The 21,241-nt window shown below is 58.4% G+C and carries 18 protein-coding genes; 15 read left to right on the top strand and 3 right to left on the bottom strand.

Translation table 11 applies throughout. The annotated features are described in order from the left end of the window. Positions 1 to 7 precede the first annotated feature (7 nt). The 5 genes from MSNKSG1_RS01850 (at position 8) to MSNKSG1_RS01870 (ending at position 7,562) form a co-directional block, all read left to right on the top strand. Positions 8 to 1,087 (top strand): enoyl-CoA hydratase/isomerase family protein, encoded by a 1,080-nt coding sequence (locus tag MSNKSG1_RS01850; protein WP_008937533.1) that lies wholly within the window; start codon positions 8 to 10, stop codon positions 1,085 to 1,087. A gap of 11 nt (positions 1,088 to 1,098) precedes the next feature. After that, on the top strand, positions 1,099 to 1,986 hold the full coding sequence (gene mmsB / locus MSNKSG1_RS01855) for a 3-hydroxyisobutyrate dehydrogenase (RefSeq protein ID WP_008937534.1): 888 nt from the start codon (positions 1,099 to 1,101) through the stop codon (positions 1,984 to 1,986). A 168-nt stretch (positions 1,987 to 2,154) separates the two neighbouring features. Next, positions 2,155 to 4,281 carry a type VI secretion system Vgr family protein gene (locus MSNKSG1_RS01860; protein ID WP_008937535.1) on the top strand — a complete coding sequence of 709 codons (2,127 nt, stop codon included), beginning with the start codon at positions 2,155 to 2,157 and terminating at the stop codon, positions 4,279 to 4,281. Further along, the gene (locus MSNKSG1_RS01865; protein ID WP_008937536.1) at positions 4,244 to 5,113 is read left to right on the top strand and encodes a DUF4123 domain-containing protein; all 870 of its coding nucleotides are present in this window, start codon (positions 4,244 to 4,246) and stop codon (positions 5,111 to 5,113) included. The genes MSNKSG1_RS01860 and MSNKSG1_RS01865 overlap by 38 nt, the downstream gene beginning before the upstream one ends. Then, positions 5,094 to 7,562 (top strand): LysM peptidoglycan-binding domain-containing protein, encoded by a 2,469-nt coding sequence (locus MSNKSG1_RS01870; RefSeq protein ID WP_083870914.1) that lies wholly within the window; start codon positions 5,094 to 5,096, stop codon positions 7,560 to 7,562. The genes MSNKSG1_RS01865 and MSNKSG1_RS01870 overlap by 20 nt, the downstream gene beginning before the upstream one ends. Here MSNKSG1_RS01870 and MSNKSG1_RS01875 read toward each other — a convergent pair. The 3 genes from MSNKSG1_RS01875 to MSNKSG1_RS01885 form a co-directional block, all read right to left on the bottom strand. Beyond that, positions 7,559 to 8,506, bottom strand: coding sequence for a formylglycine-generating enzyme family protein (locus MSNKSG1_RS01875; protein ID WP_008937538.1), 948 nt, complete (start codon positions 8,504 to 8,506; stop codon positions 7,559 to 7,561). The two genes, MSNKSG1_RS01870 and MSNKSG1_RS01875, sit on opposite strands and share 4 nt — an antisense overlap. A 105-nt stretch (positions 8,507 to 8,611) precedes the next feature. Beyond that, the gene (locus MSNKSG1_RS01880) at positions 8,612 to 9,541 is read right to left on the bottom strand and encodes a formylglycine-generating enzyme family protein (RefSeq protein ID WP_008937539.1); all 930 of its coding nucleotides are present in this window, start codon (positions 9,539 to 9,541) and stop codon (positions 8,612 to 8,614) included. A 63-nt stretch (positions 9,542 to 9,604) separates the two neighbouring features. Beyond that, entirely contained in the window at positions 9,605 to 10,534 is a 930-nt protein-coding gene (locus tag MSNKSG1_RS01885) for a formylglycine-generating enzyme family protein (RefSeq protein ID WP_008937540.1), read from the bottom strand. A 166-nt stretch (positions 10,535 to 10,700) separates the two neighbouring features. Between MSNKSG1_RS01885 and MSNKSG1_RS01890 the strand changes: the two genes are divergently transcribed. The 10 genes from MSNKSG1_RS01890 to MSNKSG1_RS01935 all read left to right on the top strand — a co-directional run bounded on the left by MSNKSG1_RS01890 (position 10,701) and on the right by MSNKSG1_RS01935 (position 21,163). Further along, positions 10,701 to 11,801 (top strand): AI-2E family transporter, encoded by a 1,101-nt coding sequence (locus MSNKSG1_RS01890; RefSeq protein ID WP_008937541.1) that lies wholly within the window; start codon positions 10,701 to 10,703, stop codon positions 11,799 to 11,801. 116 nt (positions 11,802 to 11,917) lie between these two features. Next, positions 11,918 to 13,060 (top strand): zinc-binding dehydrogenase, encoded by a 1,143-nt coding sequence (locus MSNKSG1_RS01895; protein WP_008937542.1) that lies wholly within the window; start codon positions 11,918 to 11,920, stop codon positions 13,058 to 13,060. Next, complete coding sequence (locus MSNKSG1_RS01900) at positions 13,060 to 14,121, top strand: proline racemase family protein (RefSeq protein ID WP_008937543.1); 1,062 nt, start codon at positions 13,060 to 13,062, stop codon at positions 14,119 to 14,121. The genes MSNKSG1_RS01895 and MSNKSG1_RS01900 overlap by 1 nt, the downstream gene beginning before the upstream one ends. 141 nt (positions 14,122 to 14,262) lie before the next feature. Next, entirely contained in the window at positions 14,263 to 15,912 is a 1,650-nt protein-coding gene (locus tag MSNKSG1_RS01905) for an AMP-binding protein (RefSeq protein ID WP_008937544.1), read from the top strand. Then, entirely contained in the window at positions 15,909 to 16,334 is a 426-nt protein-coding gene (locus MSNKSG1_RS01910; protein WP_008937545.1) for a PaaI family thioesterase, read from the top strand. The genes MSNKSG1_RS01905 and MSNKSG1_RS01910 overlap by 4 nt, the downstream gene beginning before the upstream one ends. Before the next feature lie 81 nt (positions 16,335 to 16,415). Next, the gene (locus MSNKSG1_RS01915) at positions 16,416 to 17,207 is read left to right on the top strand and encodes an ABC transporter ATP-binding protein (RefSeq protein WP_008937546.1); all 792 of its coding nucleotides are present in this window, start codon (positions 16,416 to 16,418) and stop codon (positions 17,205 to 17,207) included. Further along, on the top strand, positions 17,204 to 17,926 hold the full coding sequence (locus MSNKSG1_RS01920; RefSeq protein ID WP_008937547.1) for an ABC transporter ATP-binding protein: 723 nt from the start codon (positions 17,204 to 17,206) through the stop codon (positions 17,924 to 17,926). Before MSNKSG1_RS01915 ends, MSNKSG1_RS01920 begins: the two co-directional genes overlap by 4 nt. A 79-nt stretch (positions 17,927 to 18,005) precedes the next feature. Then, positions 18,006 to 19,217, top strand: coding sequence for an ABC transporter substrate-binding protein (locus tag MSNKSG1_RS01925; RefSeq protein ID WP_008937548.1), 1,212 nt, complete (start codon positions 18,006 to 18,008; stop codon positions 19,215 to 19,217). Between the two features lie 60 nt (positions 19,218 to 19,277). Beyond that, positions 19,278 to 20,165, top strand: a complete 888-nt coding sequence (locus tag MSNKSG1_RS01930) for a branched-chain amino acid ABC transporter permease (RefSeq protein ID WP_008937549.1) — start codon at positions 19,278 to 19,280, stop codon at positions 20,163 to 20,165. A 77-nt stretch (positions 20,166 to 20,242) separates the two neighbouring features. Beyond that, positions 20,243 to 21,163, top strand: a complete 921-nt coding sequence (locus MSNKSG1_RS01935; protein WP_406564588.1) for a branched-chain amino acid ABC transporter permease — start codon at positions 20,243 to 20,245, stop codon at positions 21,161 to 21,163. Positions 21,164 to 21,241: the final 78 nt, after the last annotated feature.

Consider the following 21,241-nt stretch of genomic DNA (forward strand, 5'->3'; position numbering starts at 1 on the left):
GTCCAAGATGAGTGATCAACCAATAGTATTCGAAGAATGGCAGACCGCCGACGATGCGATCATCGCCGTGGCGCGGATAAACACGCCACGCAATCTCAATTCGCTGTCGCTGGATATGATTCGTCTGCTCAAGCCGCAGCTCAGCCGGTGGGCGGAAGATCCGAAGATCTGTGCGGTCTGGCTTGAGGCGGAAGGCGATAAGGCCTTCTGTGCCGGCGGTGACATTGTTTCGCTGTATCGGAGCATGACCGAGCCGGGCGACGCGGAGCTGGGAAAAACCTTCTTCACCGAAGAGTACGAACTGGACTACCAGATCCATACCTTCCCAAAGCCACTGGTGTGCTGGGGCCACGGCATTGTGATGGGCGGTGGCATCGGACTGATGGTCGGTGCCTCCCACCGGGTTGTGACTGAGAGTTCCAAAATGGCCATGCCCGAGGTGAACATCGGGCTGTATCCGGATGTAGCGGGGGGCTGGTTCCTGAACCGGATGCCCGGACGAACCGGCTTGTTCCTGGGACTGACCGGCGCACGGATCAACGCAGCCGATGCGCTGTTCGTGGGAATGGCCGATCGTTTCATCAAGCACGAACTGAAGGCGCAGGTGATCCAGGCGCTGCAGGATCGGCAGTGGAACGGTCAGGACGCGCACCAAGTGGTGGGTGCCGTGCTCCGGGAGTTCGAACAGCACAGTGGTGGTGCCATGCCGGCGTCCTCGGTGCGGGACTACCTTGATGAAATCAATCGGGCTGCCGATGGTGACTCGCTGGAACAGGTGGTGCAGCAACTGATGGAGTTGGGCAGCCGGGAAGACTGGCTTGGCAAGGTGACTCACAGTCTCGGCAACGCGTCACCCACATCGCTGGCGCTGGTCTGGAAACATCTGCACAGCTGTCGTCTCGACAGCCTCCGGGAAGTCCTGGACAAAGAGCTGGTGATTTCCTGCAACTGCCTCGACAAGGGCGAGTTTGCCGAAGGCGTCCGGGCTCTGCTGATCGACAAGGATCTGCAGCCGAGGTGGCGCTATGCCTCGCTCTCGGAGGTTGATGGCAACTGGATTGACGATTTCTTCACAGTACAACAATAAGGGGAAGAACCATGGCAAAGATTACGTTCATTGGTCTGGGCAATATGGGTGGGCCCATGGCCTCCAACCTGATCAAGGCGGGGCATGAGGTGACGGTTTTCGATCTGTCCAAGGCGGCGGTCGAAGCGCTGGTAGCCGAAGGCGCCAAAACGTCCGATACCGCTCACAGTGCTGCAGACGGTGCGGAATGTGTCATCACCATGCTGCCCGCCGGCCAGCACGTGGAAGCTGTCTACCTCGGTGACGATGGACTCCTGGCGCGCTTGCCGGCAGATACGCTGATCATCGACTCGTCCACCATCGCGCCGGAAACCGCCCGTGGTGTCGCCGAAGCCGCGAAAGAGAAGAATCTGCCGTTCATCGATGCACCGGTGTCCGGTGGTGTTGGTGGTGCCAAGGCAGGAACCCTGACCTTCATCTGCGGCGGGGAAGAGGATACGTTCAACCGTGCCAAACCGATTCTGGAGGCCATGGGCAAGAACATTTTCCACGCCGGTCCCCACGGCGCCGGCCAGGTCGCCAAGATCTGCAATAACATGCTGTTGGCCATCCTGATGTCCGGCACCAGCGAAGCGCTGGCGCTGGGCGCCAAAAACGGCCTGGATCCGGCAGTCCTGTCGGAAATCATGAAGCAGAGTTCCGGCGGCAACTGGGCGCTGAACGTCTACAACCCATGGCCGGGCGTGATGGAGGGGGCTCCGGCTTCCCGGGATTACCAGGGGGGCTTCCTGGTGAAGCTCATGACCAAGGACCTGGGCCTCGCCTTCGACAATGCGGTGAAGAACCAGGCCTCCATCCCCATGGGCTCGCTGGCCCGTAACCTGTTCCAGCTGCACGCCGGACAGGGCAACGAAGACCTGGATTTCTCCAGTATTCAACGTCTGTACCGCGGCGAGTAACGCTCGCCGTTCACCAGTGCCTGACCGCAAGGGTTGTGGTCGGGCACTGGATTTTCCGGCAACGGGCTGGTAATTTGCTGACCTGTGAACCGGGACTGCCATCAAGGATGGGATGGCTGAAGGCCCCGGTGCTCAACGGATGACATCGCAGCTTCAAGGATTGAAGACATGCCCCATGCAAGCGGATTGCAGTTCACCGCCCGTGTCGGTGACTTTGCCCCTGATCATTTCGTCGTCGTCGGCTTTACGTTGACGGAGGCGCTCTCCGAACTCTTCCTCGGCCGAATCGACCTGGCCAGTACCGATCCCCGCGTAACCGCCGAGTCTGTTCTGGAACAGCCCGTGGATCTCGTGGTCTGGCAGGACAGTGAACCCCTGCGTCGTTTCACCGGCGTGATCAACGAATTTGCCCGGGGCGACAGTGGTCATCACCGGACCCGGTACGAAGTTGTCTTCCAGCCGGCCCTGTGGCGTCTTGGCCTGATGCACAACAGCCGGATTTTCCAGGGCCAGGCGACGGACGCTATCGTCCGGACCCTCTTGGAGGAACGGGGCATCGTCGATGCCGTGATGGATCTCAAGCGCCAGCCATCCGAACGGGAGTATTGCGTACAGCACCGGGAAACCGATCTGGCGTTCGTGGAGCGGCTTGCGGCCGAAGAAGGCTGGCATTACCGCTACCAGCATGGTGACGTCGACGGTGATACGGCACCGGGCCTGATTTTCGCCGATCATCATGGCAATGCACCGGAACTGTCACCAGTAACCTACAACGCCCGTGCCGGCGGAAGCGTTCGAACCCCCTGCGTATTCCGCTTTGAGTACCGTGAGCGGGTGCGTGCGGCGTCTGTTGTGCTCAAGGATTACACGTTCCGGAACCCCGCATACGCCCTGATGCATGAGCGCTCGGGCACAACGAACTCGCGGCATGATTATCAGCATTTTGATTATCCGGGGCGCTACAAGGCCGATGCCAGCGGCCAGCCATTCGCTGCGGCCCGCCGGGATGCCCTGCGCAATGATGCCTGCACCGCCCGGGGTGAGAGTAATCGCGCGGATTTTTTCCCGGGCGCCCGTGTGGCTCTCACGGACCACGAAGAAGAGCGTCTGAATCAGGACTGGCTGATCACGGCGGTGACTCACTCGGGGCACCAGCCCCAGGCCCTTGAGGAAGAAGGGGGCTCGGAGCCCACCCGCTACCATAATTTTTTCAACGCCATTCCCTCCGATCGGACCTGGCGACCGCTGTGTGAACATCGCCCTCTGATGGATGGTCCCCAGGTCGCCATCGTCACCGGCCCCGAGGGTGAGGAAATCCACTGTGATCAGTACGGTCGGGTCAAAGTGCGGTTCCCGTGGGACCGGTACGCCGGCAACGACGAAAACAGCAGTGCCTGGCTTCGGGTCAGTCAGGCCTGGGCCGGTGGCCAATACGGTTTCATGGCGCTTCCCCGAATCGGTCATGAAGTGATTGTCTCGTTCCTCGATGGCGACCCGGACCAGCCGATTATTACCGGCCGAACCCATCATGCCACCAACCTGTCCCCCTACACACTGCCCGAACATAAAACCCGGACCGTACTGAAAACCCGGACCCACAAGGGCGAAGGCAGCAATGAACTGCGATTCGAGGACGAAGCAGGGCAGGAACAGGTTTTTGTCCATGCCCAGAAGGATCTGGATCTGGTGACCGAAAACAATCGGACCGAGGTGGTCCGTAACGACAGCCACGTTACGACGGGCAATCACCGTTTCAGTGAGGTGGGCGGAGACAGGCATGACACCGTCAAGGGTGAACACCGCACACGGGTCGGCGGCGATTACAGTCTGATCGCGAATGGGAGTCTCCACAGTCGGTTGGGCGAAAGTCAGCTGGTGGAGGCAGGTTCCGAGATTCATCACCAGGCCGGCATCAAGGTTGTGATTGAAGCGGGGGCCGAAATCACACTCAAAGCCGGTGGCAGTTTCCTGAAAATCGATCCCGGTGGTGTGACCATCTCCGGGCCCGCTATTCGCATCAACTCGGGCGGCGCCCCGGGGAGTGGCGCGGGGCAGGCGGCCAGGGAGCCCCAGGCGCCCCAATCCATTCACTCTGACCAGCCGGTTTCCGGTGCATCGCCGGACCTGGCCCAGACGTCAACCCGAGACCTTGCGGCGCCCGCGGGGTTTGTTCCACCGGCATTGTCGGATGAACGCGGAAAACTCCTGGCCGAGGCCGCCCAGCAAGGCGCGCTATCCCTTTCGGAATGTGATTACGATGAGCATGGACGCTGCAGACTGCATCAACACTCTTGAACACGTGGCACCCCCGGTTTCCTTACCCGATGCAGCGGATTTTGCCATTGTTGACCTGGCCGCGGACGAGCAATCCCTGCAGTGCATCTACGACGCGATGATCGGGGAATCGATCCACTGGCTCAGTCTCTTCCAGAACACGCCCTGGTTTCCGCAATGGAAGCAGGGGCCGGTGCTCCTGGATCTGCGACAGGCACCGGTATTCCGGAATGCATTGATTGAACGCATGGTGACTGTTCCGAGCGGGTTGCTGGTCCGGACAAACTGGTCCATGGACGAATTTCACGCACATATCAGTCATTGCATTCACGACGGCGTGCCGATGGACGGGCACCTCCTGCGCCTGCATGAACCCCGCTGGTTTGGACCACTGCTCTGTGCCGTGGGCGACAGGCAACGCCAGGCCATCCTTGCGGCCGGAACGCACTGGTTCTGGTATGACAGCCACACCTGGCGTACAGCGATGCCGGATCCCCACGATCCGGCACCCGGAGAGCGCCCACTGCCCCGTTTATCCCTCGACAGGCTCGAGGCAACGACACCCTACTGGCTGGCGGCCGAAGCGAGGGGGTATCGCGCTCACTATGAATCGGTATTGCCGCAGGATGTATCGGCCACAGCCTGGATCCTGACCCGATTGCAGGAAGCCCATGAAGCCGGCTTTCGTCAGAGCGATTACCTGGAGCGCTGGCTCCGACTCGCCATCCGACAGGGGGCCGGGTTTCACCGTCGTTCACCGTACTCCGTGTTTCTGGAAGATGAATCCAAGACCCCCGGTTACCGATTGAGCGCCATGGAAGGCGCCATGGAGAATGCAAATGCCACACTATGAAGTACAGTCCGGAGATACCCTGTCGGCCATCGCCCGCGACCATCAGGTCAGCATTGCCGCGCTCAGGGCCGAGAACCCCCGAATTAAAGATGCGGATCACATCGAGGCCGGGTGGACCCTGTCGATTCCGCCGTCGTCTTCAGGGGCCCTTGCGATGCCGGAGCCAAAGACCGCCGGGCAACCGACGTCTTCCGAGTGCGCGGCCAAAGCCTGTCGCACGGAATATGCGGACATCATTCATGAAATGGGGGCGGGTGATGAGGCCTGGTGCCTCGCCTTGCCGGATGCCGCGGCCGAAGAGCTCTATCGGGAAATCGAGGAGATGGATGCCTTGATGGCCGAGTTCCGGGCCGCCCAGAACAAAGCTCAGGATCCAGGGAGCGACCAGCCATCGCCCGAACGTCAATGGATGATCAAGGCGGCGGAAAAAGGCGTGATCCAGCCAGACTCCGATGATCAGGAAGAACAGGAACCGGACAAGGTATCCCCGATTCGTTCCCGGATTGCCGCCATAGATGAGCAGATCCGCTGGTTCGATGACTACGATACGGATTATATCTGGTCGGCCATCAGCGCAGACGACGAGAAGCGGGAGGAAATCCTGACCACGGCCAGAAACCGGCGCCTCGCTATGCTTCGAAAACAACGAGAGGCGCTTCAGGCCCAATTGGAAGAGACGGATACGAACCGGGGCGTCCGTGGCCAGGGCGTCCAGTCCCGCGACTTTGACCCGCGCCGAAGTAACCGCGTTGAGGCGGGCATTATCGAGATCATGGTATTCAGCCGCCCCGGTCGCTGGCATTACGTCCGGAAAGGGGTTTATCGGAGGATCCTGGCCAGTTATGCCTCGATCCGTTACGTCCGTAAAACCCGGGCCATGGCGGATATGCTCAGCAACAAGTCGGCGACAGCGCGGGAGCTGATCGGCAAGATCCGGGACGATCTGAAGACCGATGCGGCCAAGAGCCCCATCGGCAATATCGAAGTCAAATTCGCGGAAGCAAAAGAAGATTTCTATCTCCTGGGCAAGGAACATTCGAAACTGACCTGGAATTCCAGCAAGGGTGAGGCGCCTTCCGAGAACCAGTTTCAGGTAGGCGCCGAGGCGCAGCTCATGCGATTTGTCATGCAGGCCAGTGCCGGTGTCAATAACTTCGATTTGAGCACCGGAGAAATCGATATCGGCACCCGGGCCAGCGCGTCCATGGCGTTACTCGAAGCCGAGGCGAAACTGGCGGAAGTGTTTGTGCCCGACGAGGCAGGCTGGGACTGCCGGTTTACCTTTCGGAATCGAAACGGGGAATTGTCGGACCTGGCGTTCGGTGCCTTTCGTCTCTCCGGCGACATCACACTCAACTGCTTCGTCGGCGGCCGGGCCGGCGGCGAAGCCAGTGCCCGGCTGAGTACCGGTGCGGCGACCTTCCTTCTCTCCGATCAGAAACGCATCAAGCCCGATCCGAATGCCGGGTTGTCGGTCTCCGGCAACGCCTTTGCCGGCGCCGAAGCTGGTGGTGCCGTCAGCGGCAAGTTCAGCTGGGTGCATCCGGATGAGCAGTTCAATACCAATGCAAACTGGCAGGAGCTGCTGAAGATCGAGGCAGGGGCGACTGTTGCGGCGGGTGTTGGGGCCGGGATGGATTTTGAGTTGGAGTTGCGTGGTGGCGAGCTTCATTTGAGCTGTAGTGGTCGTTTGGTTTTTGGTCCCGGTGCAAGCGGGAATTTTGGTACAAAGGTGGACGTAAATGCAGGTTGGGCTCTTTGCAAAGCAGTTATGGGAGTGCTTCGCGATCTTGATTATTCATACATTGAAAATATTCAAGAGGACGTGTTCAGACGGTGGTATCAAAGTCTCTACCTGTCATTAGTTGCTGAGGCGAGAGCCGCAGCAACTTTGATAAATGCACCATTCCTTGTATTTCAGAACGCCTTGGCCGGGCGAAACTCGCTTCGAGAAGAGGCGTTCACTCTTGCGAAAAAAATCCGAGAGAATCGTTTGTCTGAGGTTCTAGAATCTGATCAGGGATCTCTGACTATATATGATTTGCCACCAGAAACGCTCGGAATGTTGTGCCACACGCTGGTAGAAACGTTCATAGATACTTGGGAGGAAGAGCAGGAGAAGGCACTAATTTATATATTCTCTCACGTCTCGACCTGGCGGAAATTTTTTGAGGTCCTTCAGCATATGACGGCTGATGGTTCAAAATGTGATGCTATGCAATCCCTAGAAAAGATCTGCGCAATTCTCGACGATGGTCTGTCAAAAGGTGACAACCAGCTCAGCCGATTTCATCATTGGATTAATCATGAACTGGGATCCAATCCTAGCGATTCTCCATCTCGTGAACTGGCTTGGCTGCCGAGTGTTGCCCCCAAGGATTGGAATCGTATCCGACAAAAACTAACGGCATATAATACAAAATATGGTGGCCCCATTTCGCTAGCTTAATTATTCATAGCGCACCGAAAACTGACTAGGTTGGAGTAGAACTCAAGAGTTTTTTGATGTTCTCTAAAAACTGAAGTGTTGGCATGAGGAGCATTTATGAAGCTGCCTCCGCGAACGACATGGGACTCACCATGGAGGGGGCCTTTCGGGTTTTTGGTGGCGCTTTTATGGTAATAATCCTCTGAATAGAGATCATTAACCCATTCTGTTGCATTGCCCGTTAAATCATATAGACCTAGTGGGTTTGGTGGATACGTCCCGACGGCGCTTGTGATTGAGGTGAGCTTGGCTGAAGGATAATTTTCACCCAGATCGATTTCCCCTGTATCGGTGGCATAGAGTACATTTTGGCCTCGGTTGCGCGCCGCATACTCCCACTGGGCTTCTGTCGGTAGATCCACGGGGCGGTCGGACAGTTCGCCGACCCAAAGGCAGTAGTCTTTGGGTTCCTGCCAGTTCTTGGTCCACGCAGGCTTGTTTGGACCAAACCAGTCTTTCCTGTGCTCACGTTTGCGTAACATTCTCTTGTAAGGGGCTTTTCCCTGAATCTCGCGGAATAAATCAAAGTCGGATATTGTCGTCTCGTATTTTGCAAGGAAATAGTCGTCCAGGACGACTTTGTGGGCGAAATCGTTGTCCCGGTCGAAATCGCTCATGCAGAGCTGATCGGATCCGGGCTCACAGGGCACCTTGAATTCGCCCATCATGAAGCTCCCGCCCTCGAGGGGGACCATGTTGTCGAGTGCCCGAACCACCAGTTCGATGACCTGATGTTGCTTGCTGGACGAGAGGTCGGGGTAACGATCTTCTACCCGGGTCTGGATGGCGTCGATTTCGCTGTCGGAAAGGGTCGTGCTGGTGATGTTCGATGAACTGCTGCAGCCGGCAAGTGACAGTACCATCAGAAAAATTGAAATACATTGCATGGAATTTTCGTTTTCCATAATTGAGATCCTCATTGCGAAAGCCCACCGAGTATTGTTCTAGGTCTCACTTGGGAGTATTCCGCGTTTATTGCTATTGCCGTTTGGGGAGCGGCTACCAATTGCCTACGCTTCAGATGCGCATCTGAAACTGGTTACCGAGTCATAAAAATCGAGTGTCTTGTCGTGGTTTCGATTGACAGTGGTGCTTATCGATGGCGAGTCCAGGTTGCTGCCGCCTCTGATAACGTGACCGATCCCTTTTGGTGGGCCTTGGGGGTTAAGGTCGTCGCCCTGCTCGTAGTAATCCTCGTCGTACCGATCTTTAACCCACTCCGATGCATTGCCCATAAGGTCATATATGCCCAGAGGGTTGGGAGGGAATAAACCTGTCTTCTGTGTTTTTAGTCCTTGACCTTCGGCCCGATAGTTTTTTCCCAATTCGACCTTTCCCGTGTCTGTCGCATACAAAACATTCTGCCCCCGATTCCGCGCCGCAAATTCCCACTGGGCTTCGGTCGGCAAATCGACGGGCCGGTCAGCCAGTTCGCCAACCCACTGGCAGTAATCCTTGGGTTCCTGCCAGTTCTTTGTCCAGGCGGGTTTGTCGGGTTCAAACAGATATTGCCGGTCTTCCCGCCCCCTCAGGTCCGGTTCGTAGGGCGTTTTCCCCTGCAGTTCCCGAAACAGATCAAAGTCGGACATGGTGGTTTCGTACCTGGCGAGCGCGTAGTCGTCCAGGACGACTTTATGAGCGAAATCGTTGTCCCGGTCGAAATCGCTCATGCAGAGCTGATCGGATCCGGGCTCACAGGGCACCTTGAATTCGCCCATCATGAAGCTGCCGCCCTCGATGAAGACCATGTTGTCGAGTGCCCGAACCACCAGTTCGATGACTTGCTGTTGTTTGCTGGAGGAGAGATCGGGGTAACGGCTTTCGACCCGGGCCTGGATGGCGTCGATTTCGCTGTCGGAGAGGGTCGTGCTGGTGGTGGTCGATGAACTGCTGCAGCCGGCAAGCGACAGTGCCAGCAGAAGAGCTGAGACGCGATGCATGGAAACTCCATTTCCTAAAAGGTACTTTCCCTGGCTGTACCGAAACTTTAATTTCTCACAGGATTAGTGACTGATTCCGCAGCGAAAACTGTAAAGATCGGAATAGAAATCGAGTGAGCGCTCGTTACTCCTGAAAACTGAGGTGTTAGCCTTCGGTGAATTTACAAAGCTGCCACCTCGGGTTACATGCCCATTCCCTCGACTAGGCCCAGTGGGGTTTCGCTCTGGGCTAACTTCGTAGTAGTTCTCTGAATAGCGATCATTAACCCACTCGGTAGAATTTCCGATTAGGTCGTATAGGCCTAGGGGGTTGGGAGGGAAAGCCCCAACAGTCTTAGAGTCTGAGAAACCGTGATCTGCAGAATAGTTTCGGCCCAGGTCTATTTTCCCATTATCTGTCGCATACAAAACATTCTGCCCGCGATTCCGTGCGGCAAACTCCCACTGGGCTTCTGTCGGAAGATCCACGGGGCGGTCGGCCAGTTCGCCAACCCACTGGCAGTAGTCTTTGGGTTCCTGCCAGTTTTTTGTCCAGGCGGGTTTGTCGGGTTCAAACAGGTACTGCCGGTCTTCGCGCTCCCTCAGGTCCTGTTCATAGGGCGTTTTCCCCTGCAGTTCCCGAAACAGATCAAAGTCGGCCATGGTGGTTTCGTACCTGGCGAGCGCGTAGTCGTCCAGGGTGACCTTATGGGCGAAGTCATTGTCCCGGTCGAAATCGCTCATGCAGAGCTGATCGGATCCGGGTTCACAGGGCACCTTGAATTCGCCCATCATGAAACTGCCGCCCTTGATGGAGACCATGTTGTCGAGGGCCCGAACCACCAGTTCGGTGACCTGCTGTTGTTTGCTGGAGGAGAGGTCCGGGTAACGGCTTTCGACCCGGGCCTGGATGGCGTCGATTTCGCTGTCGGAGAGGGTTGTGCTGGTGATGGACGATGAACTGCTGCAGCCGGCAAGCGACAGTGCCAGCAGAAGCGCTGAGACGCGATGCATGGAAACTCCATTTCCTGTTAACCGATATCCTTTTCGGCGGCCATTCTACCAAAAACCCGATTCGGCGTCCCGGTAGCACATTACGGTTGTCTCATCCTGAACAGGGTGGCAAACGGGCTTGTCTAGGCACTACACTGGCCGGTCTACCGGCAGAAGGGTAAGCATCATGGACGAACAGGAATCATCACGCTCATCGCAGGAAGCGGAAAACCGGCTGATCCCCGCTGACCTGTCCATGCCGATCTATGGACTGTTCGTTCTCGGCATCTTGTACACCCTCTATGTGGCCCACCAGATCATCCTGCCGATTGTGATCGGTGTCCTGACGAGCCTGCTGCTTGCCCCCGTGGTGAAAAAGCTTTACCTGAAGTGGCGGATTCCACGCATGGTCAGTTCGCTGGTGCTGGTGTCGACAGTCCTCGCTATCCTGGTGGGCGTGGGTATGGCGGTCGCCACGCCGGCCCTGGAATGGGCGCAGAAAGCACCGGAGGGCCTGTCCAGGCTCCTGGTGGGTGACAACGAAATCATGCAGCAGATCGACAAGGTCAACCGCTCGGCGCAGCAGGTCGAAAAGTCGGTCAAGAAGCTGTCCGAGGGGGAAGCGGCAGAGCCGAACACCGTTGTCCTGCAGACAGATTCCTGGCGTAGCCAGCTCATGTCCCAGGCCCGGAATGGCATCGCTGGCCTCGCGCTGACACTTGCGTTGACCTACTTCCTGCTGGTCAGTGGTGACTCGCTGATCCGTAACTTTGTCCGGCAGTTGCCCCGAAAGCATCGCAAGACGGTGTTGAGGATCACCCATGGTTCTCAGCGGGAAATCGCCCGTTACCTGGCCGTGGTCAGCCTCAGCAATGGTTCTGTCGGGGTGCTGACTGGCCTGATCTGCTGGGCTGTGGGGCTGCCGGATCCCTCTGTCTGGGGGCTCGTGGCCGGCCTGGCACGGTTCATTCCCTACCTGGGCAACATGCTGACCATCGCCTTGCTGGCCACCGTCTCGGCCACGACGCTGGACGTTGCCTGGATGATGCTTTTGGCACCTGTGAGTTTCATTGTACTGACCACCATCGTCGGCTTTTTCCTGGAACCCTGGATTCACGGTTTCCGCATGGCCATTAATCCGGTCATTATTTTCGTCGCGATTTTCTTCTGGGGCTGGCTCTGGGGACCTCTGGGCGTGCTGCTGGCGGTGCCGCTGATGACGGTGATCCAGGTGGTTCTCAAGCAGATTCCATCGCTCCGTCCGGTTTACCGCGTGATCGCCCGCTGACGGCTTCCCGGGTGGACTAATGGATATCCGTAACACCCCCCTGACACTGACGGACCGGTCACCTATGCTGATCAGAATATCCGACCGTCAACCAACAGAGGGAGGTTTCGTTCCCAATGATCCCGAACACCATGAAAGCCATGGTTCTGACCGGCCACGGTGGCATCGAAAAGCTTGAGTACCGGGACGTCGAGACACCTCGCCCGGGGCCCGGTGAGGTCCTGGTTCAGGTAACGGCAACGGCCAAGAACAACACCGACCGGAAGGCAAGGGAAGGGCTCTATCCCACCAAGAAAGGCGAAATGACGTCGTTCCAGATGGGCGGCAAACCGACCCTGACGTTTCCTCGCATTCAGGGTGCGGATATCGCCGGGCGGGTGGTCGCCGTGGGTGACGGCGTTGACAAGGTCCGGGTTGGACAGCGCGGGCTGCTCGATTTCAACATCTATGCCGATGGCCGTCGGGACATCAACCTGACGCCGGACTATTACGGCCACGGCGCCGATGGGGGCTACGCCGAGTATGTAGCCCTGCCATCGGATCAGTTTCATCACATTCCCAATCCGGAACTGAGCGATGCGGAAGTGGCCTCCATGGGGATGTGTTCCTACCAGACCGCCATGCACATGCTCACCTCGGCCAATGTCCGCGCCGGTGAGCGGGTCCTGGTGACCGGCGCCAGCGGTGGCGTCGGGACTGCACTGATTCAGCTCTGCCGCATTATGGGGGCCATTCCCTACGCGCTCAGCAAGCAGGACAAGGCACAGGCTCTGCTGAACCTGGGGGCGGAGGCCGTGCTGGATCGCTCCGACATGGGCAGCTTTGTGGAGCGGGTCAAGTCGGAAACCGGCGGCAAGCCGATCGACGCGGTCATGGATCTGGTGGGTGGTGAAATGACGGATATCTTCATCGACACCATGATCTTCGACATGAATGCCCGCGGAACCTATCCGCGGCTGAGCATCGCCGGCGCCAGTGGCGGCAACATCAGCGAAATCCTCTGGACGCGCATCTACCTGTATCAGGTACAGATCTTTGGTGTCTCCCACGGCACCCGGGAAGAGGCGGAGCAACTGATGGCCTGGATTCGCGACGGCCATCTCAAGCCGGTACTTCATGGTGCGTTCCGACTGTCGGACCTGCATCACGCGGAGGCATACTTTGTGAACCGGGGCAGCAACTACCTCGGCAAGATTGTGATCGTTCCCGACGCCCAGTGGGACGAACACGGCCAACCCTTCGCCCTGGAGACTGCCTGATGAAACCGGAACTGACCATTCAGCTCATGGATACCCACGCCGGTGGCGATGTCAGCCGGATCGTGACGGGCGGTATTGACCTGCTGCCCGGCGACACGGTTCGCGCGCAGATGGAATACCTGCGGGACGATGCCGACGGATTGCGCAAGCTGCTGCTGGAAGAGCCGTATGGCATTCCGGAAATGTCCGTGGACCTGCTGGTGCCGGCCACCGATCCCCGTGCTGCCGCGGGCTACATCATCATGGAGGTGATGGGGTATCCGATCTACTCGGGGTCGAACACCATCTGCACCGCAACTGCCGTGCTCGAAGCCGGCATTGTGCCCAAACAGGAGGGGCGACAGCAGTTCGTGCTGGAATCCCCCGCCGGCCTGGTGCAGATCGAGGCCACCTTGCACGACGGTGTTGTGGAAGCCATTACCTGTGAGGGCCTGCCCAGTTACATCCACACCTATCAGGCGCAGATCGACGTGCCTTCGGTCGGTCGGGTGACCTACAGCGTGGCCTACAGTGGCGGATTCTACGCGCTGGTTGATGCCTCCGAACTGGGGTTTGATCTGACCCTGGACGAGGAGCGCCGGCTGGCGGAAACCGCTCATGCGATTGTTGAGGCCATCCAGGCGGAAAGGGGGTTCTCCCATTACACGCTGGGGGACGTCGGGCCACTGCCATTCCTGCATTTCATGGGGCCGGTGGAGCATGTGGCTGACGGCTATTACCGTTCCCGGTCGGCCACCTACGTTCATCCCGGCGTGATCTGTCGGAGCACCACCGGAACCGGGACGTCCGCGAGACTGGCGCTGATGAATTACCAGGGGTTGATCCGCCCCGGCGACAAGCTGGAGACGGTCTCGCTCCGAGAAACCGGATTCATCGGTGAATTCACGTCCGTACAGGAAGAGGGTGAGTACCAGGTGGTGAACAACACCATCACCGGCAAGGGCTATGTGATTGCCCGGTCGGATATCGTGGTCAATTGTGACGATCCGATGGTCGACTGCGACGGCCTTCATCATATTCTGTCCAGCCGGAAAAAAGGAGACGTCGCGCCGAGCGGCTGATTTCAGGGCCCGTAGGCCGGAATAGACCAAGATTCCAGTCTACGGGTTTTCTCTTATTCTAAAGTTGACCTTTACGTAAAGTGAACCCTGTGCTAAATCTTCAACTCGTGAATCTGATGATAAAAACAACAGGAGTTGACGATGAGCCTTCCGCAATACACCGAGGTGTACAACAACTTTGATGCGGCCGCACTGGAAGCGGACATCCTGGACGGACGTCTTGATAGCGGTCTGAACGTGTGCCACGAGATCTGCGACAAGTGGGCCACAGATCCGAACAAAGTTGCACTCTATTACGAGAAGACCGATGGCGGCGACGGCACAATGACCTTTGCCGAGCTGAAAGCGGCTTCTGCGCGATTTGCCAACTATCTCGCCAGCCAGGGTGTCGGGAAAGGGGATCGGGTTGCCGGTCTGCTTCCCCGGGGGCCGGAGCTTCTCGTGGTCATTGCGGGGGCGCTGCGTCTGGGAGCCGTCTATCAACCCCTGTTCACAGCGTTCGGCTCCGGTGCCATCGAGTACCGGCTTGAGCGAGCCGGCACAAAGCTGGTGGTGACCGATCCCGTAAACTATCCGAAACTGACCGAGGTCAAAGATTGTCCACCGGTCCTGTGCGTGAATGCATCTGATACAGGGGCAGAGGTGGCGGACTTCGAGGCCACCCTGGCGTCGCAATCGGATGAGTTCGAGCCGGTCATGATCAAGGGAACCGATCCATTCCTGCAGATGTTTACCTCCGGCACGGTTGGCAAGGCCAAGGGTGTTGCGGTGCCGGCCCGTGCGCTGCTGGCGTTCTACGTGTACATGAAGTACGCCATCGACCTGCGCGAAGACGACAAGTTCTGGAACGTTGCGGATCCGGGCTGGGCCTACGGCCTCTACTACGCCGTGGTCGGGCCATTGCTGATGGGGCACGCGACCCACTTCAACCCCGGTGCGTTCACGCCCGAATCCACTTACGACATGATCCGCAAGTACAAGATCACCAACCTCGCGGCGGCGCCCACGGCTTACCGGCTGCTGAAGGCCAACGATCAGGTCCTGCCGGAGGGTGAGAATCTCGGGTTACGTGTGGCCAGCAGTGCCGGCGAGCCGCTGAACCCGGAAGTGGTCAACTGGATCAGGAACCGTCACTACTGCCCGGTCAAAGACCATTATGGCCAGACCGAGACCGGCATGACCTGCTGCAACTTCCATGCGCTGGAACATCCGGTCCGTCAGGGTTCCATGGGGTATTCCTCCCCCGGCCACCGGGTGGTTGCCCTGAACGAGAAGAACGAGGAAGTGGGTGAGGGCGAAATCGGCCAGTTGGCCGTCGACGTCAAAGCGTCGCCGCTGTTCCACTTCGACGGCTACACCTGGGGCGAGAAAGACCCGTTCGTGAAGGGCTACTACCTCACCGGCGACATGGTGATCTCCCACGGTGATGGCAGCTACTCCTTCAGCGGTCGTGACGACGACATCATCACCACTGCCGGTTATCGGGTCGGTCCCGCCGACGTTGAAAGCACACTGCTTGAGCATGCGGCCGTGGCAGAATCCGGTGTGGTTGCCAAGCCGGACGAAAAACGTGGCTCCATCATCAAGGCCTTCGTGGTCATCAAGGCGGGTCAGGAACCGGCTGACGAGCAGGCGTTGAAGGACGAACTCCAGGAGCTCGTTCGGCACCGTCTGTCCACCCACGCGTTCCCTCGTGAGATCGAATTCGTGGATGAGCTGCCCAAGACGCCCAGTGGCAAGATCCAGCGGTTTGTATTGCGGAATCGGGCCAAGGACGAAGTTAACGCATGATCATCACGTTTGAGGAGCTCCAGGCTTTCCTCGACGAGCAGTTTCCGCAGGGGGCCGCATTCGGCTCCCTGCAGAAGCTCGGGGATGGCTGGGCGGAAATGAAGCTGGAGGTGGATGAAGAACATCTCAGGCCCGGCGGCACGGTGTCGGGCCCGGCGATGATGGGGTTGGCGGATGTCACCATGTACGCTGCACTGCTCAGCAAGATCGGGCTGGTGCCGTTGGCGGTGACCACCAATCTCAACATCAACTTCCTGCGGAAGCCGGCGGCCCATGCGCCCATCTGGGCACGCGCCAACCTTTTGAAGGTGGGGCGCACCATGGGAGTGGGGGAGGTGTTCGTGTATTCCGAAGGCGTGGAAGAGCCGGTCGCCCATTCCACCATGACGTATTCCATTCCGCCGGAAAAATATCGCAATTAGGTATTGACGTTTACGTATACGTCAATCTAATCTTGGGATAGTTAAGAAATACAACAATAACAAAAGGCAAGAATAATGCCCATGAGTGAACAGTACGTTCTCGAAACCCGTAACCTGGTCAAGGAATTCAAAGGCTTCGTCGCTGTCGACGACGTCAATCTCAAGATCCGCCAGGGCGACATACATGCGCTGATCGGCCCTAATGGCGCCGGCAAGACCACGGTCTTCAACCTGCTGACCAAGTTTCTCATCCCGACCCGGGGCAGGATCCTGTTCAAGGGTCAGGACATCACCGCGATGAAATCGGCCGCCATTGCCCGCAAGGGCGTTGTGCGCTCCTTCCAGATTTCAGCCGTGTTCCCCCACATGACGGCCCTGGAGAATATCCGCATCGCACTGCAGAGCTTCGAAGGCAATTCCTTCAGCTTCTGGCAGTCCGGCAACCGTCTCAACAAGCTCAATGAGCGGGCCATGGAACTGCTTGATGCGGTCGGGCTGACCCGCTACGCCAATACCACCACCGTTGAGCTGGCCTATGGCCGCAAGCGGGCGCTGGAGCTGGCCACCACCCTGGCCATGGAGCCGGAGTTGCTGCTTCTGGACGAGCCGACACAGGGCATGGGCACCGAAGACGTGAACCGCGTCGTGGAACTGGTGCGCAAAGCCGCCGAGGGGCGCACAGTGCTGATGGTTGAACACAACCTGGGCGTGGTGAGCAAACTGTGTGACCGGATTACCGTGCTGGCCCAGGGCGCCGTCCTCACCGAAGGTGACTATGAAACGGTATCGGCAGATCCCCGCGTTCGCGAAGTCTATATGGGCACTGATGCCAGTGGTGAGCGCGGTGCGACAACAACGGAGACCGAAGCATGAGCCAGGGAACAGGCAGGGAATACGAGCAGTTGCGCATTTCCGGGCTGCACGCGTTTTATGGTGAATCCCACATCCTGCACGGGATTGATCTGGTGGTGAACCGCGGCGAGCTGGTGACCCTGCTCGGGCGCAACGGTGCCGGCCGCAGTACCACCCTGAAAGCCATCATGAACATGGTGGGCCGCCGCACCGGCTCCATCATGATCAACGGGGAGGAGACCATGTCTTGCGCTCCCCATCATATTGCCAGGTTGGGTGTCGGGTATTGCCCCGAACATCGGGGCATTTTTTCGTCACTCAACGTCCAGGAAAACCTCACCCTGCCACCGGTGGTGCGTAGCGGTGGTATGAGCCTGGAAGAGATTTACACCATGTTCCCCAATCTCTACGAACGTCGTTTCAGCCAGGGCACCAAGCTCTCCGGTGGCGAACAGCAGATGCTGGCCATGGCCCGCATCCTGCGCACCGGCGCCAACATGCTCCTGCTGGACGAGATCACCGAGGGCCTGGCCCCGGTGATCGTGGAGAAACTCGGGGATGTCCTGATCGCTCTGAAGGAAAAAGGGCTGACGATTGTGTTGGTGGAACAGAATTTCCACTTCGCGGCGCCTTTAGCCGACCGCCATTACGTGGTCGAGCATGGTCAGATCATGGAAGAGATACGCGCCGACGAGCTGAGTGCCAAACAGTCGGTGCTAAACGGCTATTTGGGGGTCTGACCCCGGATAGAAATGCTAGCGCAAGCTAAAAAAGCAACAACAACCCGAACCGACGCAAGACAGTAGCGGAGATACAACAATGACAATGATTAAAAAGCTTCTGACCTCAGCCGTTGCATCCGCCCTCATGGTGAGTGGCGCCCAGGCGGAGATTAGCGACAACATGGTAAAAATGGGTTACCTGGCGGATATGTCCGGTACCTACCGGGACCTGGCCGGCCCGAACGGCCTGAAGGCCATGGAAATGGCCATCAAGGATTTCGGTGGCTCGGTCAAGGGCGCCAAGATTGAAGTCGTCAGCGCCGACGACCGGAACAGCCCGGACGTGGCGTCGAGCACCGTTCGCCGCTGGGTTGAAAACGACAAGGTCGACATGATCGGCGGCATGGTCGCATCGTCCGTGACCATCGCGGCCACCAAGATCCTGGAAGAGAACAACAAACTGGGCATCGTGTCCGGTTCAGCCGCGTCCAGCATCACCAACGAGCATTGCACGCCGAACCACATTCACTACGTCTACGACACCTACGCGCTGTCCATCGGTACCCCGACAGCCATCGTGCAGGAAGGCGGCAAGACCTGGTTCATCCTGACCGCTGACTACGCGTTCGGCCATGCCATGGAAGCGGACGTTACCCGTGTCGTGGAAGCCAATGGCGGCGAAGTGGTCGGCAGTATCCGTCACCCGTTCCCGACACCGGACTTTTCGTCCTTCATCCTGCAGGCACAGGCCTCCGGTGCTGACGTAATTGCCCTGGCCAACGCCGGCGCAGACACCACCAACGCGATCAACACCGCCAGTGAGTTCGGTGTGACCCAGGGTGGCCAGACCCTTGCCGCACTGGTTCTGTTCCTGAGCGATGTTCACGCACTCGGCACCGATGTGGCCCAGGGCATCCAGCTCACCACCGGCTGGTACTGGGACATGAACGATGAGACCCGCGCCTGGTCCGATCGCTTCATGGAAGCCACCGGAGCCCGTCCGACCATGGTTCACGCCGGTATCTACTCCAGCACCATGCAGTACCTGAAAGCCGTGGAAGCAACCAATTCGGACGACTCCCAGACTGTGCGCAAGTACATGATGGAGCATCCGATCAACGACATGTTCGCCAAGAACGGCAGGATCCGGGAAGACGGTCGCATGGTGCATGACATGTACCTGGCCGAGGTCAAGACCCCCGAGGAATCCTCCGGTGAATGGGACCTGTACAACATCGTACGGACCATCCCGGCAGATGAGGCGTTCCGTCCACTCTCCGAGAGCAAGTGCAAACTGGTCAGCATGTAATCCGGAAAGTAACAACGGCTCCCCGTGCGGCGCGCGGGGAGCCAGAGTGGAGTTAGCAACATGTCCATGATTTTCGGCGTGCCTGTGGCAGTGCTGTCGGGCCAGCTTCTGATCGGAGTTATCAATGGCGCCTTCTACGCGCTGTTGAGCCTGGGTCTGGCGGTGATTTTCGGCCTGCTCAAGATTATCAATTTCGCCCACGGCGCCATGTACATGCTTGGTGCCATGGTCACGGTCATCATGTTTGACGCCCTGGGTGTCAATTACTGGGTGGCCCTGTTCCTGGCGCCTGTCCTCGTTGGCGTTTTCGGTATGCTTATCGAGTACTTCCTGCTTCGACGAATTACCGGCCAGGACCACATCTACAGCCTGCTGCTGACCTTCGGCGCAGCGCTGATGATCCAGGGGATTCTGACCAATATCTACGGCGTATCCGGCCTGCGGTATTCCATACCGGATCTGTTCAAGGGTGGCGTCAACCTCGGTTTCATGTTCCTGCCGTACTATCGCGCCTGGGTCATTTTGGTGGCCCTGATTGTCTGCTTCGGCACCTGGTTCATGATCGAGAAAACCAAACTCGGCGCCTACCTCAGAGCGGGCACCGAAGATGCCCAGCTGATGCAGGGCTTCGGTATCAACGTGCCTTTGCTGATAAGCCTGACCTACGGTTTCGGCGTCATGCTCGCGGCATTCGCCGGTGTGCTGGCGGCACCCATCTACTCGGTCACCCCGGTGATGGGGTCACACATACTGATTGTGGTGTTCGCGGTGGTGGTGATCGGCGGAATGGGATCGATCGGTGGTGCAATCATCACCGGTGTACTCATGGGGGTCATCGAAGGACTGACCAAAACCTTCTATCCTCCGGCTTCGTCCGCTGTCATCTTTCTGGTGATGGTGGTGGTTCTCATGTTCCGGCCTGCCGGCCTGTTTGGTAAGGAGGCCTGACCATGAACGAAACAGTCAAACAGACCGATATCCAGAAGGCGATTCTCGAGCAGCAACAATCCGAGCATCGTAAAAAGATGATCTTGAACGGTGTTCTGCTGGTGCTCCTTCTGGTGGCGCCGTTGGTCATGTACCCGGTCTTCCTGATGAAGATCCTGTGTTTCGCGTTGTTCGCCGTCGCTTTCAACCTCCTTCTGGGGTATACCGGACTGCTGTCCTTTGGCCATGCGGCGTTTCTGGCAACCGGGGGCTACACCACCGGCTACCTGCTGAGTAATGTGCCCGGGCTGTCGACCGAACTGGGAATCCTGGCGGGTACTCTGATGGCCACGGTGCTCGGGTTCGGCTTTGCGTTGCTGTCGATCCGCCGGCAGGGCATCTATTTCGCCATGGTGACCCTGGCGCTGGCCCAGCTGGTGTTCTTCTTCTTCGTTCAGTCGTCCTTTACGGGCGGCGAAGATGGCATGCAGGGCATCCCGAGGGGAGAGCTGTTCGGGCTGATCGACCTGAACGACAACCTGAACCTGTACTACTTCATCCTCGTGGTGTTCCTGGCCTGTTACCTGCTGGTACAGAGAACCGTCGGCAGCCCGTTCGGGCAGGTGCTCAATGCCATCAAACAGAACGAACCGAGAGCTATCTCGCTGGGCTACAACGTCAACCGCTACAAGATCCTGGCGTTTGTGATCTCGGCCGCCCTCGCTGGGCTCGCGGGTTCCATGAAATCAGTGGTGTTCCAGTTGGCGTCTCTGAACGATGCTCACTGGCATACCTCCGGTGAGGTCATCCTGATGACACTCGTGGGCGGCGCGGGCACCCTGTTGGGGCCGGTCGTGGGGGCCACCTTCGTGGTGAACGTGGAATACCAGCTCGCCCAGGGCCCGCTCCGGGACTGGGTCGATCCGATTCTCGGCGGCATCTTCGTGCTGACGGTCATCGCCTTCCGCAGTGGCATTGTGGGCGAGATCCAGAAGTTCATGAGGAAGAATCTGAGTTGAGGCGATTGATCCAGTAAGTGCTCATGAGGGCCGCGCATCGCGCGGCCCTTTTTGTTTGCGCTCGCGGGAAAACAGGAT

The sequence above is a fragment of the Marinobacter santoriniensis NKSG1 genome, from assembly GCF_000347775.1.
Lineage (GTDB): Bacteria > Pseudomonadota > Gammaproteobacteria > Pseudomonadales > Oleiphilaceae > Marinobacter > Marinobacter santoriniensis.